This is a genomic window from Pseudoalteromonas sp. MMG033 (assembly GCF_057197785.1).
This window is the reverse complement of the sequence record NZ_CM170070.1, coordinates 2,619,805-2,635,836: the sequence shown is the minus strand read 5'-3', so window position 1 is coordinate 2,635,836 and position 16,032 is coordinate 2,619,805. Positions and strand designations below refer to the sequence as shown.

At 42.2% G+C, this 16,032-nt stretch carries 15 protein-coding genes; 6 read left to right on the top strand and 9 right to left on the bottom strand.

Translation table 11 applies throughout. The features are described from left to right. Window positions 1–97: 97 nt before the first annotated feature. From AC2CZC_RS11490 to AC2CZC_RS11480, 3 genes are all read right to left on the bottom strand, one after another. On the bottom strand, window positions 98–1,327 hold the full coding sequence (locus tag AC2CZC_RS11490; RefSeq protein ID WP_063360700.1) for an ammonium transporter: 1,230 nt from the start codon (window positions 1,325–1,327) through the stop codon (window positions 98–100). An 11-nt stretch (window positions 1,328–1,338) separates the two neighbouring features. Then, the gene (locus AC2CZC_RS11485; RefSeq protein WP_023399545.1) at window positions 1,339–1,677 is read right to left on the bottom strand and encodes a P-II family nitrogen regulator; all 339 of its coding nucleotides are present in this window, start codon (window positions 1,675–1,677) and stop codon (window positions 1,339–1,341) included. A gap of 131 nt (window positions 1,678–1,808) precedes the next feature. Then, the gene (locus AC2CZC_RS11480; RefSeq protein WP_484581882.1) at window positions 1,809–3,077 is read right to left on the bottom strand and encodes a GGDEF domain-containing response regulator; all 1,269 of its coding nucleotides are present in this window, start codon (window positions 3,075–3,077) and stop codon (window positions 1,809–1,811) included. A 248-nt stretch (window positions 3,078–3,325) separates the two neighbouring features. On the opposite strand from AC2CZC_RS11480, the gene AC2CZC_RS11475 reads away from it, so the two are divergent. The 5 genes from AC2CZC_RS11475 to serA all read left to right on the top strand — a co-directional run bounded on the left by AC2CZC_RS11475 (window position 3,326) and on the right by serA (window position 8,230). Continuing rightward, window positions 3,326–4,849: a S10 family peptidase gene (locus AC2CZC_RS11475; RefSeq protein WP_484581881.1), complete on the top strand. Its 1,524-nt coding sequence runs from the start codon at window positions 3,326–3,328 to the stop codon at window positions 4,847–4,849. Between the two features lie 211 nt (window positions 4,850–5,060). Beyond that, complete coding sequence (locus AC2CZC_RS11470) at window positions 5,061–5,603, top strand: hypothetical protein (RefSeq protein WP_484581880.1); 543 nt, start codon at window positions 5,061–5,063, stop codon at window positions 5,601–5,603. Beyond that, window positions 5,603–6,223 (top strand): 5-formyltetrahydrofolate cyclo-ligase, encoded by a 621-nt coding sequence (locus AC2CZC_RS11465; RefSeq protein WP_484581879.1) that lies wholly within the window; start codon window positions 5,603–5,605, stop codon window positions 6,221–6,223. Before AC2CZC_RS11470 ends, AC2CZC_RS11465 begins: the two co-directional genes overlap by 1 nt. A gap of 111 nt (window positions 6,224–6,334) precedes the next feature. Beyond that, window positions 6,335–6,988 carry a ribose-5-phosphate isomerase RpiA gene (rpiA, locus tag AC2CZC_RS11460; RefSeq protein ID WP_484581878.1) on the top strand — a complete coding sequence of 218 codons (654 nt, stop codon included), beginning with the start codon at window positions 6,335–6,337 and terminating at the stop codon, window positions 6,986–6,988. Between the two features lie 12 nt (window positions 6,989–7,000). After that, entirely contained in the window at window positions 7,001–8,230 is a 1,230-nt protein-coding gene (serA, locus tag AC2CZC_RS11455) for a phosphoglycerate dehydrogenase (protein WP_063360706.1), read from the top strand. Between the two features lie 126 nt (window positions 8,231–8,356). Here serA and mdh read toward each other — a convergent pair whose 3' ends face one another. Next, on the bottom strand, window positions 8,357–9,292 hold the full coding sequence (gene mdh, locus AC2CZC_RS11450; protein ID WP_039611712.1) for a malate dehydrogenase: 936 nt from the start codon (window positions 9,290–9,292) through the stop codon (window positions 8,357–8,359). A gap of 242 nt (window positions 9,293–9,534) precedes the next feature. Between mdh and argR the strand changes: the two genes are divergently transcribed. Beyond that, a complete protein-coding gene (gene argR, locus AC2CZC_RS11445; protein ID WP_046354427.1) occupies window positions 9,535–10,002 on the top strand; it encodes a transcriptional regulator ArgR in 468 nt (155 codons plus the stop codon). A gap of 2 nt (window positions 10,003–10,004) precedes the next feature. On the opposite strand, the gene AC2CZC_RS11440 is transcribed toward argR, so the two are convergent. From AC2CZC_RS11440 to AC2CZC_RS11420, 5 genes are all read right to left on the bottom strand, one after another. Then, complete coding sequence (locus AC2CZC_RS11440; protein WP_484581877.1) at window positions 10,005–10,934, bottom strand: Dyp-type peroxidase; 930 nt, start codon at window positions 10,932–10,934, stop codon at window positions 10,005–10,007. Between the two features lie 24 nt (window positions 10,935–10,958). Beyond that, a complete protein-coding gene (locus tag AC2CZC_RS11435; protein WP_484581876.1) occupies window positions 10,959–11,990 on the bottom strand; it encodes an ABC transporter ATP-binding protein in 1,032 nt (343 codons plus the stop codon). Continuing rightward, window positions 11,990–13,621 carry an ABC transporter permease gene (locus tag AC2CZC_RS11430; protein ID WP_484581875.1) on the bottom strand — a complete coding sequence of 544 codons (1,632 nt, stop codon included), beginning with the start codon at window positions 13,619–13,621 and terminating at the stop codon, window positions 11,990–11,992. Before AC2CZC_RS11430 ends, AC2CZC_RS11435 begins: the two co-directional genes overlap by 1 nt. Continuing rightward, a complete protein-coding gene (locus AC2CZC_RS11425; RefSeq protein WP_063360710.1) occupies window positions 13,621–14,625 on the bottom strand; it encodes a Fe(3+) ABC transporter substrate-binding protein in 1,005 nt (334 codons plus the stop codon). Before AC2CZC_RS11425 ends, AC2CZC_RS11430 begins: the two co-directional genes overlap by 1 nt. A 704-nt stretch (window positions 14,626–15,329) precedes the next feature. Then, window positions 15,330–16,004, bottom strand: coding sequence for a tRNA-uridine aminocarboxypropyltransferase (locus AC2CZC_RS11420; protein ID WP_484581874.1), 675 nt, complete (start codon window positions 16,002–16,004; stop codon window positions 15,330–15,332). Window positions 16,005–16,032 lie beyond the last annotated feature (28 nt).

Here is a 16,032-nt window from a genome sequence, read left to right as displayed (position 1 = left end):
TATTTACCATAATTACAATGATGCTAGAGTAACTTAGATTAACAGCCACTGAAACCAAAAAAGCAGGCTAACGCCTGCTTTTTTAACTGCTTAAGTATTAATGGTTTCGTATTGTGACAAATTCTGGGTAGGCATCTACGCCACAGTCATGCTGATCCATACCACTGAGCTCCTCCTCTTCCGTCACACGGATCCCCATAGTCGTTTTTAAAAGCGCCCATACCAAATAAGAAGTGATAAAAACAAACCCAAGAATTGACACAAGGCCAATCAACTGCGAAACGAAGTTTGCATCGCCATTTGAAAACGGCACCATCATCACACCCAGACAACCACATACGCCATGCACCGAGATGGCACCTACAGGGTCATCAATTTTAAGTTTATCCAGCGCCACAATGCTAAATACCACTAAGCTTCCACCTAACGATCCAATAATGCACGCAAGTAGTGGCGTCGGAGAAGCTGGCTCCGCGGTGATAGTGACAAGTCCGGCCAATGCGCCGTTTAAAATCATCGTCAAATCCGCTTTTTTCCACATGACTTTACACACAAGTAAAGCCGATATTGCGCCTGCGGCGGCAGCGGCATTGGTATTCAACATGATTTGACTCACTGCAATGGCATTTTCTTTATCAGCTAAAAACAACTGCGAGCCACCATTAAAGCCGAACCAACCCATCCACAAAATAAAAGTACCCAGAGTCGCTAAGGGTAAGTTAGAACCGGGAATTGGATAAATCTCCCCATGTTTACCATACTTGCCCTTTCTCGCACCCAGCAGCAAGACCCCGGCTAATGCGGCAGCGGCACCCGCACCATGAACGATTGCAGAGCCTGCAAAATCAACAAAACCCAACTCAGATAAGAATCCAGCTCCCCAACTCCAATAACCTTGGATGGGATAAATAAGCCCAGTCAGCACCACAGTAAACAATAAGAATGCCCACAACTTCATGCGCTCAGCCACGGCGCCAGAAACAATTGACATGGCTGTTGCAACAAAAACAACTTGAAAGAAAAAGTCAGACTCAAGCGCATGGTCGGCATCCGCTGACGCATCACCAATCAGCGCTCCAAAACTTGGCACAAACCCGCCTTCAGAGTTGCCAACGTACATAATGTTGTAACCAATCAACAAATACATAGTGCAGGCGATTGCGTATAGTGCAATATTTTTAGTTAAGATCTCAGTCGTATTTTTAGATCTCACTAACCCAGCCTCTAACATGGCAAACCCTGCTGCCATCCACATCACTAACACGCCAGATATGAGAAAGTAGAAAGTATTGAGTGAAAATTGTAATTCTATAATTGTGTTTTCCATCAGATTGCACCTCAGATTGCTTCTTCGTCTAATTCACCGGTGCGGATCCGCACGATTTGCTCTAGGTCATAAACAAAAATTTTGCCATCACCGATTTTTCCAGTATTTGCAGCTTGTGTTAATGTATCCACTACCCGTTGGCAGTTTTCACTGTGCGTTGCAATCTCAAGCTTAATTTTTGGTATAAAATCGACTTGGTATTCAGCTCCTCGATACAATTCTGTGTGACCACGCTGACGACCAAATCCTTTCACGTCAACGACTGTCATGCCTTCTATACCGAGTTCAGCGAGTGCTTCTCGGACTTCATCCAATTTAAAAGGCTTAATTATCGCACTTATCATTTTCATTGTTGGCCTCCAAAGGAGTGTGATTCCTGTTGATGATGGAATACACAATCCAACCTTTATGCCAAAAAGATTAGTGCTTATTTATCAGTGAGGTATGAAAAATATAGAAAGGTATTTAGCGAAAAGTGCACTTAGCTGGTGCACTCTTCAAAGATTTGATTTGATTTGGTGCAAGCTGTCACAGCGCTATTACGACCTTGGGCTTTGGCCTTATATAACGCCTTATCAGCATGTCGCATCACTTCACTCAATGTCGCAAACTCACATTTTGCAATACCAATACTCAGGGTGCAATGTAAGCGGTGGTCATCGACTTGGAAAATGTTCTCTGCAAATTTGAGACGAAAAACATCAAATTTGGCTTTTGCTTTTTGCAAATCACTTTCAGCGAGTAAAACAGCAAACTCCTCACCACCGACTCGAGATACTAAACTACCCGAGAATGACTCATTGAGTAAGTGAGCAACCTGAGTGAGTATGCTATCGCCACCTAAATGGCCATATTTATCATTTATTTCTTTAAATAAGTCTAAATCTAACAGAGCTAAGCAGCTATCTTCTAGCCCGGATTTAAGTAACCTATCCATTTGTTGGCAAAAATAACGACGATTATATAAACCCGTCAAATAATCACGATGTGCATAATCTTTAATCTCTGCAATTAGATTTAATTGCTCCATCGTTTGCATTACGCGGCAGTGGAACTCCTCGTTCATAAATGGCTTCATTAAGAAATCATTTGCGCCATATTTAATGAACTTTGCGGACAGGCCATGTGTTCCAGCACCAGATAACCCAACTATCGCCAAATCATCGCGACCACGAAAATTGCGCACTGCTTTAACCAACTCAAACCCATCCATCGTAGGCATAGCATAGTCAGTCAATAAAAGTTTAATCTCATGATCAGCCTTGAGCATAGTGAGTGCTTGCTCACCATCTTGAGCTTCGAACACAGTGAACAACTGTTTTTCTAGCATCTGTCTCATCACAGCACGGCTGATCATAGAGTCATCGGCAATCAATGCTTTACAGCCTTGATTGCGCAGCAAACGACTGACCAATTTAATGGCATATAAATAAGAATCACGATTATCTTTGATCACATAATCAACGACCCCCATTTCTAGCATCTGTTGTCGGCTGTACTCATCAATCTTAGAGGTCAAAACAACCGTAGGAACATTGTGACTCAAAGTTAACTGGACGACTTCTGCATCCATTGCATCAGGCAATGTTAAATCTACCAAGGCCAGTGTGTAGCAATTGCTCGCAAGTAACGCTTTACTTTCCTTGAGAGACCAAGCAAAGTCTATATCGACACTTAGATGTTGTGATGCCAGATGGCGTAAGATCTGTTGGACAACCTTACTATCTTCAACAATCAATACTTTTTGCATGGAAACTTTCTCTAGTGACTGCAATGAGAAATGTAGCTATACAAGTATTTAACAGACTCAAATACTTTAATACTACAGACATAAGGGTGAAATATACGCGATTTTTGTGACAAAAAAAACCTGCACCGCCCCTAAATGGTAAACAAATTGTAATGGGCAGCAAATATTGCGAGTTAGTCTCATTGACTTTGAAATCAACGTTAAAAACGATTTAAATGTAGGCGATAAGTGAAAACACGAGGAACCCCATGGCAGCAGTACCTAAAATAGTATCTAGTTTACTACTACTTTGCGTCAGCACATTCAGTGCTGCTAATAGTAATCAACAAGGCACATTAAGCTTTGATATAGATCATCAAGTCACCACAAAACACAAAGCCACAATTAATGGCTCAAGAATAAACTATACCGTTTCGACTGGCACTCAGCCTTTGTGGGATGACGAGGGGCATCCAATTGCATCTTTACACTACACTTATTACAAAAAAGACAAAGTAAAAGATAATGCAAAACGCCCGCTACTCATTTCATTCAACGGTGGTCCGGGCTCAGCTTCTGTGTGGATGCACATAGCTTATACTGGTCCTCGTGTTCTAAAAATAGACGATGAAGGATATCCACTTCAGCCTTATGGACTAAAGGATAACCCCTATTCTGTTTTAGATACCACAGACATAGTTTTTGTGAACCCAGTCAACACTGGCTATTCACGTGTCTTGCCTGATAAACAAGGCAAAATGCCGAGCAAAGACGTTCAAAAAAAGCGTTTTTTTGGTGTTAACGCCGATGTTAAATACCTCGCCGCTTGGCTAAACACCTTTATTAATCGTCATGACAGAGCGTTGTCACCTAAGTTCTTAATTGGTGAAAGCTACGGAACAACACGTGTTGCAGGGCTTGCACACGAACTGCAAAACCAGCAGTGGATGTACTTAAATGGTGTGATCCTTGTCTCGCCAACAGACATCGGTATTAAGCGTGAAGGCCCTGTGAAAGCGGCTAACAGATTACCTTATTTTGCGGCGACTGCTTGGTATCACAAAGCACTCAACAATGAGCTACAAGATAAAGACTTACTTGAAGTATTGGAAGAAGTTGAAGCCTATACCTTGAACACCTACTTACCTGCGCTTGCCAAAGGCGCAATGATCAGTGATAAAGAGAAACAAGCCGTCACTGCTCAAGTTGCCAAATATTCAGGGTTATCAGAAAAGTTTGTCGCACAGAACAATTTGGATATTCCAAATGCTGCATTTTGGAAAGAGCTGCTTCGAGATAGAGAAATGACAGTTGGCCGACTGGACTCAAGATATTTAGGCATTGATAAACGCGTCGCTGGTGACATACCGGATTATTGGCCTGAACTCACGTCGTGGTTACACTCATTCACACCAGCAATTAATCACTATTTCCGCCAAGAGCTGAACTACAAAACTGACATAAAATACAACATGTTTGGCCCCGTCCATCCATGGGATAGAACTCTAAATACCGTGGGTGAACGTCTTAGATTAGCAATGGCTCAAAACCCATATTTACATGTCATGGTTCAATCTGGGTATTACGATGGTGCCACCAACTATTTTGATGGTAAGTATAATTTATGGCATTTAGACCCAAGTGGTAAAATGAAAGACCGATTAAGCTTTAAAGGTTACCGCTCTGGTCATATGATGTATCTGCGTTATGAAGATCTTAGACTCTCTAACGAAGATTTAAGAGATTTCATCATCCAAGCATTACCTAAAGCAGGTGAAGCCGCTAAATACTAACTTTGGTCGTGATGTGGAAGCACACTTCCACATCACGACAATAACGTAACTCTTTATTTTTATACCGTCATTACATCCCAACCTATAACTGACTCTTCAGTACTTCAAAAACCATCTAGTTCACAAGCTTTATATCCTTGAATAGATTAATTCAATGCTTCCGATTACTTTTTGGGTATACTCTTCATATTAAAATAAAATGAGATTGTCTATGAGTGATCAGTTTAGAGTTGTCTTTGTTGGGTTTAACGCCGACACAGATAGCCACAATGCCATGGAAAGCCTAGCCACCAAACTGGGCGTGTCACAGCAAAAAGTTATTGCATTTACTCAAGGGAAACCCCTGTTTGGCGCCGCTGAAAAAAGTAAGTGCTTAAAACAGGCCAAACTCCTAGCAATTTATGGATTCCAAAGCAAAGTGCAAGCCGTACAAAGCAGTATGACAAACGCCCCTCAAGTTAACAATGCTGCAAATGAACGTGTATTTGAAGCGCTTGATTACATCACCAGTAGCCTGATCAGAATCGAAGAAAAGTTAGAAGAACTTGAACAGCGTATCGATGGACAAAACAAAAGTAACGAAGAAAAAGAAGATGACGGCTGGGAAAATGACGAGTTATTCGATGAACTTGACCTAGATGCAGAGCCCAAGCCAAGGTCCAAAAAGCTTTTATATACACTGTTAGCCGTATTATTCATTTTACTTATTGTACTCGGATTTAGTTTGGCTTTCCCTGAAATGGTTCAGTTCTAATGAAAGAAAATTCAAGTTTAAATGTAGAAAAGTCGGAAACACGCAAAAAAATTCGAAGTTCAATAAGAGCGCAAAGAAACAGTCTTGATGAAAATTTTCAAACTTCTGCTGAAATCGACCTTAGTATTAATTTTTTTCAACACGAAAACCCACCTAAAAACGCCGCAATTGGGGTCTACTTACACAACGACGGTGAACTCAGAACTAACCTTTTAATTCAATCACTTTGGGAAAATAATATTCAAGTATACTTGCCCGTGATCCACCCCTTCAGCGGCACCAGTTTACTGTTCCAAAAGTATGAAAAAAACTCAACCATGATTCAAAACCGCTATGCTATCTTAGAACCTAAATTGAATTGTTATGAAATTTGCCCAATTGAGCAACTGGATTACTTGTTGATGCCTTTAGTTGCTTTCGACGAGCACGGTAATCGATTAGGCATGGGTGGCGGCTATTACGACAGAACGTTAGCTAACTACTATTCACAAGGGTGGGAAAAGCCCAAATTGATAGGATTAGCACATGACTGCCAAAAAGTCAGTGAATTGCCAATTGAAGCATGGGATGTACCTTTGCCTGCAATACTAACCCCTACCCAATATTATCAGTGGCGCTAACATAACCCACTGCTAAAAAATCTGCGCTTAAGAGTGTAATTTATTGTCATACAATTCGAGTGTTTAAGCGTATAATCTCAACTTAATTAAAGACAACAAAGTGATTACGTTATGACACAAGATGAAATGAAAAAAGCGGCAGCATGGGCTGCGCTTGAACATGTAAAAGAAAACACCATTGTCGGTGTCGGAACAGGTTCCACTGTCAACCATTTTATCGATGCACTCGGTAGCATCAAAGATGATATTAAAGGTGCGGTTTCGAGTTCAGAAGCATCAACAGAAAAACTAAAAGCACTCGATATTGAAGTCTTTGAGCTTAATGATGTTGCACAATTAGATGTGTATGTTGATGGTGCTGATGAAATTAACGAACATGGACACATGATTAAAGGCGGTGGTGCGGCGTTGACCCGTGAAAAAATCGTTGCCGCGGTTGCTGACAAGTTCGTTTGTATTGTCGATGAGAGTAAACATGTTGACACGCTGGGCAGCTTCCCATTGCCGGTGGAAGTTATACCAATGGCACGTAGCTACGTTGCTAGAGAGCTGTTAAAGCTTGGCGGCGATCCGGTGTATCGCCACGGCGTCGTCACTGACAATGGCAATGTCATTTTAGATGTACATGGATTAAGTATCACGGATCCAAAAGCGCTGGAAGAAAAAATAAACCAAATCGTCGGTGTTGTAACCAATGGGCTATTTGCTCACCGTGGTGCAAATACCGTAATTACAGGGACTCCAAAAGGTCCACAAACTAGGTAATAGGAATGAGTCATGAGTAAGGTATCTTTGTCTAAAGATAAGATTAAAATATTATTGTTAGAAGGCGTGCACCAAAGTGCAGTCGAAACATTAAAGCGTAATGGATACAGTAATATTGAGTATCTCAAGACATCGCTGCCTGAAAATGAGTTGATTGAGCGTATCAAACATGTTCACTTTGTCGGTATACGCTCACGCACCCACCTCACAGAAACAGTCTTAAATGCGGCGGAAAAACTCGTTGCTGTTGGTTGTTTTTGTATTGGTACAAACCAAGTAGATTTAGATGCAGCAAAACGTCGTGGTATTGCCGTATTTAACGCGCCATTCTCAAACACACGTTCGGTTGCAGAATTAGTACTCGGTGAAATCTTGTTACTACTTCGTGGTATTCCGAAGCGAAACGCCATGGCACATCGCGGCCAATGGCTTAAATCTGCTATAGGCTCTTTTGAAGCTCGCGGAAAAACCCTAGGTATCATTGGCTACGGTCACATCGGCACACAGCTTGGCATCATGGCTGAAAATATCGGTATGAAAGTCGAGTTTTATGACATAGAAGACAAGCTCACTCTTGGTAATGCACAGCAGGTGCAAAACCTGACACAGCTGCTGCAACGTGCAGATGTGATCAGCCTACATGTACCAGAAACACCGCAAACTAAAAACCTGATCGGTATGGCTGAAATTGAAGTCATGAAACAGGGTGCGATCCTAATCAATGCATCACGCGGAACCGTTGTAGATATTGACGCCCTTGCAGAAGCGCTACAACATGAAAAACTTGCCGGTGCTGCCATTGATGTTTTCCCGGTTGAACCGAAATCAAATGATGAGGAGTTTGTGTCGCCACTGAGAGAGTTTGACAATGTCATTTTAACGCCGCATGTGGGTGGCTCTACACAAGAAGCACAAGAAAATATCGGTATTGAAGTGGCGGGTAAATTAACCAAGTACTCAGACAATGGCTCCACTGTCACAGCTGTAAACTTCCCTGAAGTATCACTGCCAGAGCTGTCTAACCGCAGCCGTTTATTACACGTGCACGAAAATAGACCGGGTGTGCTTACGCAAATCAACCAAGCGTTTGCTCAACATGGGATTAATATCGCTGCTCAGTATCTGCAAACAGACGATTGCATTGGTTACGTAGTTATTGATGTAGACAGTGACCACTCAGAAGTTGCGTTAAAAGAACTAAGTGCTGTTGAGGGGACGATCAGAGCGCGTATTTTACACTAAATGTGTAATACATGAGTTGACAAAAGAGCCGGCAAACTGCCGGCTTTTTAATGACTGATTAAACAGTTAATCAAAATAAAAAAAGCTGCTTTAGAAGCAGCTTTTTATCAGGGTCATTTCTGGGCATTAAGCCATGAAATCAACACCTTCTTTAATGTCTTTTTCAAGCGTCGCTAACATGTCGTCTTTTGCTTTTTGTTCAAAAGCGCTTAGCTCGCCGTATGGTAATAGCTCTTCAACACCATTTTTACCAAGACGGATAGGCTGTGCAAAGAACTCTGCATCGCCAGTGTTACCTTCAACGTATGCGTACTCAAATACGTTTTCTTCGCCTTGAAGACCTTTAACTAGTGAGAAGCAGAAACGCGCTGCTGCTGCACCCATTGAAAGCGTTGCAGAACCGCCACCCGCTTTTGCTTCAACAACTTCAGTACCCGCGTTTTGGATACGCTTAGTAAGAGAAGCAACTTCCTCATCAGAGAACTCAACACCTTCAACTTGAGAAAGAAGAGGTAGAATAGTTGTTCCAGAGTGACCGCCGATAACAGGTACTTTTACTTCTGATACATCTAGGCCTTTAAGCTCTGCAATGAATGTTTCAGCGCGGATAACATCTAGTGTTGTTACACCGAAAACGCGTGCAGCATCATAAGTGCCTGCTTTTTTGAATACTTCACGTACAATTGGTACAGTGCCGTTTACTGGGTTTGTGATGATACCAACAAACGCCTTAGGGCAGTTTTTAACGATACCTTCAGCCAGAGTTCTAACGATACTCGCGTTCACATTGAACAGATCCGCACGGTCCATGCCAGGCTTACGTGGCATACCAGCTGGGATCAAAACGATGTCTGCGCCTGCAAGTGCAGGATCTAAGTCATCTTTACCGTAACCAGCAACTGACACAGCAGTTGGGATGTGAGAAAGATCTACAGCAACACCTGGAACAACTGGTGCAACATCGTATAGTGCTAGCTCAGAGCCTGCAGGCAAACCGTTTTTAAGCAGAAGAGACAATGCTTGACCGATACCACCAGCGGCACCTAATACAGCAACTTTCATTATAATTCTCCATATATTGAAGGTAGGAATTTTGTGTGCTGTAAAGATAATGAAAAGCGAGGGTAAAGACAAATTTATCCGCGTTATTTTCAAGATTTTTTCGACTATAGTTGTAAACAAGAGACAACTTTGTCGCAATTTGCCTTTACGATATACCATGAAAATTACTCCAGCGTTAAAATTTGGGTAACTGTTGGGATTTGTGTAAAATCGGGCAACCAAAATTAATAGAAGAGATGTATATGCAAGCGCAAGACAAACAAGAAGCCTTAGTTAAAGCCTTTAAAGCACTTTTAAGAGAGGAAAACTTTGGCTCTCAGGGCGAAATCGTTGATGCGCTAAAAGATCAAGGCTTTGACAATATAAGTCAAAGTAAAGTATCAAGAATGCTGAGCAAATTCGGCGCGGTTCGCACCAGAAATGCCAAACAAGAAATGGTTTACTGCCTGCCAGCAGAAATGGGAGTCCCAACAGCAAAAAGCCCACTGAGACAGCTTGTTATCGATATCATGCACAATGAGATGATGATCATTATCAGAACCAGTCCCGGTGCAGCACAGCTGATTGCTCGTCTGCTAGACTCTTTAGGCAGTGCAGATGGTGTATTAGGCACAATTGCAGGTGACGACACTATTTTTATCGCACCCGCAAAAATATCTGAGATTGACGCGACTTTAGACAAAGTAAAAACCTTGTTTGACAACGTTTAGATTTAATCGTCAGTCATTATTTGCGCCATCTCTTTCAAAAACTGTAAGGATGGTGCAAAAAAAGACGCGCCCATATCCGCTTCAGAATAATCTAATAGTGGATCGTAACAATCTTGCCCTGATAGCAAACCGAATCGACTCATTAGTACCGTCTCAAATGCATTCCCGTGAGCCGCACAACTCAGATTAATGCTACCTTGCTCAAACACATCCCCAAACGGCATACTCTGATCCAACAGCAGCACTAGCCCTTGTGCATCTTTAAGCTCTGCACGACTAGCATGACTGAATGCCACTGCCGGCTCAATCAGCTTATTATCTAAGCGCGTACGGCCCATCAGCGCCTCTTGCTCATCAATTGTAAGTTGCTGCCACCTCGCCAAATCAAACTTCACTCGCTGAATATGAATGTAGCTGCCTTGATGATCTAGTCCTTCGGGGTTATCAACTAACGCGACTTTACGCTTAAAGCGACCGTGAGGTGACTCACTGGCGTAAATAAAGCCGTTAAAATTGCGCCCATCCAAAAAGCGAAAACCGCGAACATGCGCAACGAGTTCAACACAGCCTCCCAACATATGTAAGACACTTTGCGCAAATAGATGATTTACATCTTCTCTATCTGAGCGAATGACATAAAGCAAATCAAAAGGCTGACTATGTATTAAGTGATCGGTAGAACGAATATGAGGAAAGCTTTTTAGTTCAGGTGGTATAAATTCAGGATAGATATGAGGCCAATATTGGGCACCAATCGCGACGAAGCTGCTAAGCATAGATTCAGAGAATCTATCACTTAATTCATCTTGCAGTCGCCCAGCTTGCGCTAGTGCTTCTCGCACAGCTTCATCCTGCCCTTCAAGCACATTGAAGAATAAATGTAAGCCATGCAAGTTTGCCTCTGCACAGATCCCCGATTGCGGCTGGGCCATACCTTTTCCTTATCGTTTATCGCTCTAAGAAAAGAAATTTACCGCATGGGGCTTAATTTTTAAAGAGATAGGTTTAGACAAATCTAACGGTTTGTCAGCAGGTTTTGCTATTTCTAGCTGTTGACCCTGTAATTCTATGGCATACAAATACTCAGTACCCACAAACCTCTCTTGATTCACTTGGATCGCACCATGGTCGGTATTATAAAGTTCAATGTGGCTCGGCCTGACAAATATTTTCCCCTTGTCTTGTCCGTCATTTTGCTGAGTTAATGAGTTCACTTGCCCAAATTGAGTGCTAAATGCCCCATTACCAGCATGTGTTGCATCTAAATAAATCCCTTGGCCTAAAAACTCTGCAACCACTTGGTTTTTTGGCTGATGGAACAATTCGGTTGGGCACCCTAATTGTGCTATTTGGCCTTTGTGCATAATGGCAAGTCGATCTGAAAAAGCGAAGGCTTCATCTTTTGAGTGACTGACAAAAATCGCAGATACTTTTTGATCTTTGATAATACTGCGTATGTCACTGATAAGTTGAAAGCGAACTTGCGCGTCTATATTTGAGAAAGGCTCATCTAACAGTAACAAGCTCGGGCGATAAGCCAGCGCTCTTGCAATAGCGACCCTTTGCTGCTGACCACCAGACAACTCATGCGGGAAGCGCGCGGCATAAGCACCTAAATGCACCAGCTCTAACATTTCAGATACACGAGATTGCTTTTCAGCGCGGCTTAACTTTCCTAGCCCAAATGCAACATTTTGCGCTACCGTCAAATGCGGAAATAAAGCATAGTCTTGAAACATCATACCGACATTTCGATGTTGCGGCGCGACAAATATGTTTTCACCGTTGACTTGGTTCTGGCCAATTTTAATACTGCCTTGTTGCGGCCTGATAAGTCCGGCAATGGCTTTAAGTGTGGTCGTCTTTCCACATCCGCTGGCGCCTAACAAGCAGACGATTTCATTTTCCTTTACCTGCAAATCAAGGTTGTCGATCACAGCATGACCGTCATAACTGTATTGCAAAGATTCTATAGCAAGACTGTACATTATGTTTGCTGCTCCATTGAGCGGTTAACCAAATAAAGCGGGATTAACCCAACCAGTACGATAAACAAGGCAGATATTGATGCTAACTCTAACTGTTCATCGCTTACAAACTGAAAAACATGGGTTGCGAGTGTTTCAAAATTAAACGGCCTGAGCAGCAGTGCTGCCGGTAGCTCTTTCATACACTCAATAAATACCAATAAACCCGCGGTTAATATACCGCGCTTTAATAGAGGAATATGTACGCGACCCAATGTCTGCAGATTATTTTTGCCCAAAGACGCACTCGCCATATCAATACTTGGGCTGATCCGCACAAAACTCGCTTCTACAGCACCCTGAGCTATGGCGTAAAAGCGCACTACATACGCAAAAACAAGTGCAAAAATGGTACCACTGAGTAACAGCCCGGGTTCAAATCCAGTACCATCCAGCCAGCGGTTTAAATAGTCATCAAATAATGTGAGAGGCAATAACACCGCGATAGCTAAAACGGTACCAGGCAAGGCATACCCCATACTCGCTACCTTCCCCGGAACGCTCTTGGTTTTTTGCTCGCCTATACGCTGATAAAACACCACCAAAATACTAAAGCAAATAGCGATTGCGCTGACATAAAGACTGATTTTTAAACTTTGCCACGCATAATTAAAAAACGCGTCATTCCAAGCCTGATCAAAATAACCAATCGCGTAACTGGTCAATACGCCCACGGGAATAAAAAACGCAACAATCAATATAAGGCTGCAAAAACCTGTCGCCAACCAGCCACTTCTACCGCTCAGTTCATATAGGCTGGTATCATTTACACTACTTTGACGCTCATGTACGACCTTACTTTTACGGCTCATTTTTTCTAGTGACAATGCAATGAAGAGAAACAGCAACATGATCCCTGAAATTTTTGCTGCGGCAGTGAGAGAATAGTAACCGAGCCAAGTATCATAAACAGCAGTAGTGAGTGTACTGACTGCAAAATAGTGCACCGTAGCAAAGTCCGCCATCGTCTCCATGCTTATTAAAGCAAGTGCAGCAACAATGGCACCACGGGATAAAGGCAGACTTACTTTGAGAAAACTCTGAAATGGCGATAAGCCCATTAACTGGCTAGCCTGAACCAATTTGAAGGACTGCTCTCTAAGTGCTGTTTTAAAGATTAAGTACAAATAAGGGTAGAGTACCAAAGCTATCATCACAATAGCACCTGGCAAAGTGCGTATATCAAAGAACCAGTAATCATCGGGACTCGTCCAGCCAAACCAGTCTCTCAGAAAGATCTGCACAGGGCCTGCATAATCCAATAAATCTGTATACACGTAGGCAATGATGTAGGTGGGCATCGCAAGTGGCAGCATTAAAGCCCACTCAAACACTCGCTTTCCGGGAAAGTGGCAATATGCTGTTAACCAACCAAGGGGTAGTGCAATTAATGAGCTCAGTAACAACACCCCTGCAATCAGCCAAATAGTATTACTGATGTAGTCCCAAAGAACTGTATCCCACAGGTGTGAGAATACTTCAGATTCTCCTTGTAATGATTCAAAAATGAGAAAAGCCAGCGGGGTCGACAGGCATACGCCAATCACCCACGCTGTTATCTGCCAATTGGACAGTTTATTTTTTAGCTGCATTAAAGGTCAAATTTTACCTCATCGATTAGCTTTAGAGCCAATGGACGGTATTTACTAATTTCAGCAAGTGGCAAGCTGTCTTCCTTAAACACTCCCCATGACGCTACCATTTGAGATAATTCGACGCCCGGCTTGACCGGATATTCCATATTCGTCGATGCGTACATATTCTGCGCCTTATTGTCCGTCATAAACTCTATGAGTTTCAAGGCATTTTCTTTATTTTTTGCATACTTGGTTAGAACTACACCAGATACATTTAAGTGCGAACCGCGATTTTTTTGGTTAGGAAAGTTGATGTAAACAGACTCAGCCCATGACTTTTGCTTTTCATCTGCCATCATCTTTCCGAAATAATAGCTATTACCTAAAGCAATATCACACAAGCCTTCTTTAACTGCCTTAACTTGTGCACGGTCATTACCTTGAGGTTTTCGTGCAAGGTTGTTTTTAACTCCGACCAACCATTCTTTGGTTTCAGTTTCACCATGATGCGCGATCATTGATGCAACTAACCCTAAATTGTACGGGTGCTTACCAGAGCGAGTACAAATTTTTCCTTTGTACTTTGGATCGGCTAGCTCTTCGTAGCTTAGTGACTCCAATTTACCAAGCCTTGCTTTTGATGAGTATACGTTACGCACACGTTTGGTAAGTGCAACCCATTGCCCTTCTGGATCTCTAAAAGAGGCTGGGATATTTTGCTCAACGGTCTTACTTGCGATTTGCTGCGTAAGGCCAAGGTCTTCTAACTGGATCATAGCGCTAAAATTTGAAGTTAAGACTAAGTCTGCACGCGAGTGCTTCCCTTCTCTTTTAACACGTTCAATTAAGCCTTTTTTTGCAAAAACAACGTTAGTTTTAATCCCAGTTTGCTTTGTAAAGTCATCAAGGATAGGTTGAATTAAAAACGGTTGGCGAAATGAGTAGATATTTACTTCATCGGCTGCAAAAGCTGGCATACAGGTCACAGCGGTCAATAATGTGGCGATAGCTCGTTTCATGAAGACTCCAAATCCAAACAATTATTATTATCAAGTAATTCTAACGCGATTATACATAAATTACAGCCCGCTGAGTGGGTGAACAAAATTATTATTACCGCATAAAGACAATTTATCTGTAAGAGATTTCTCACTCTGTTTGTAGATATCGAGTAATCTAATCCAGATTTAACCGCCCTCAAATAAGGAACCTATTGTTATTTAATAATTTTTATATATCAAATAGAAGATAGCCCTTTTTTGATAATCTTCAAGCTAATGTATTAATACGCAGCACAGCATATACTTTAATTGTCTCTTGGGGAGAGACATAGCAGGGAAAACGGATGTGATTGGCGCAACATGGATTGACCCCCGAATGGAGTATGGAACTAGGATTATGATGTACTTGCAGGAAGTAAGTATTTAAGTAAGGATGTTCAGATATTCAGGATGTCAGGACTAGATGGAATTAGGAAGGGTAATGGATTAGCCCAAAGGAATAATTGCAGGGTAATGTCAAACAATGGATATGTTTGATGCAAATGAGGATGGGGTCAGGATGAGCCAAGTGGATTAGTACATGATGTGCAAGAATTCGCAGAACCAAAACACCAAGCGAATTGTATGGAAATGAATTAGGGAGTTGAGTTACTCAACATAGCAGGATGCTGTTTAGAAGATTCCGTCAAGCGCGGCTCGAAAGAGTCGCGCTATCTTCGTGTTTATAAGTCAGAAAATTTACTTCGTTTGCCTCGTAAATACGCATCTCTAAAATCAATAAAATGCGATGTGAGATTTTCAGCCGCTTCTGTTTCACCATTTTCTTCAAATACAACACAAGCGACTTCCGCCGTGCCGAGCTGGTGCTCATGGGGCGCAACTCTTAACTTATAATTTGACAAGCTTTGCGGTGACACAGATAACACAGGGAATTGATCCAAATATGGACTCTTTCTGAACATTTTCTTTGCTTCACGCCATGTACCATCAAGAAAGATAAACAACGGCTTTTTCCCTTCTATACGCTCTACTGTTTTTATCACCCGCTGTGGTTGCACATTTTCTTCAGGAAAAACCACAATAGGCTGATACAATGGATTCTCCAATAACGCAATCAATGCATCGCTCGGCTCTGTTCGATCCCATCGAAATGCGTGGTTATCAGGCACAATATCTGCGATTAAACGCCCGGTATTGGATGGCTTAAAACTTTCGTTATGATACATTAACAAGCACACTGCGCTTGAGCACTGAGCCTGCTTAACGCCAGCGCAAATACACAATGGCTCTGCGAGTAAGCAAGTCTCACATCGAGTAAGTTTTGAACCTCGTGCTTTGAACTCTCTCTTAGATTCAGAAATTTGCTGTGCACGAAGCGCCAATACAGAGTTACCCAAAATATTCTCCAAACAAAAATGACGCACT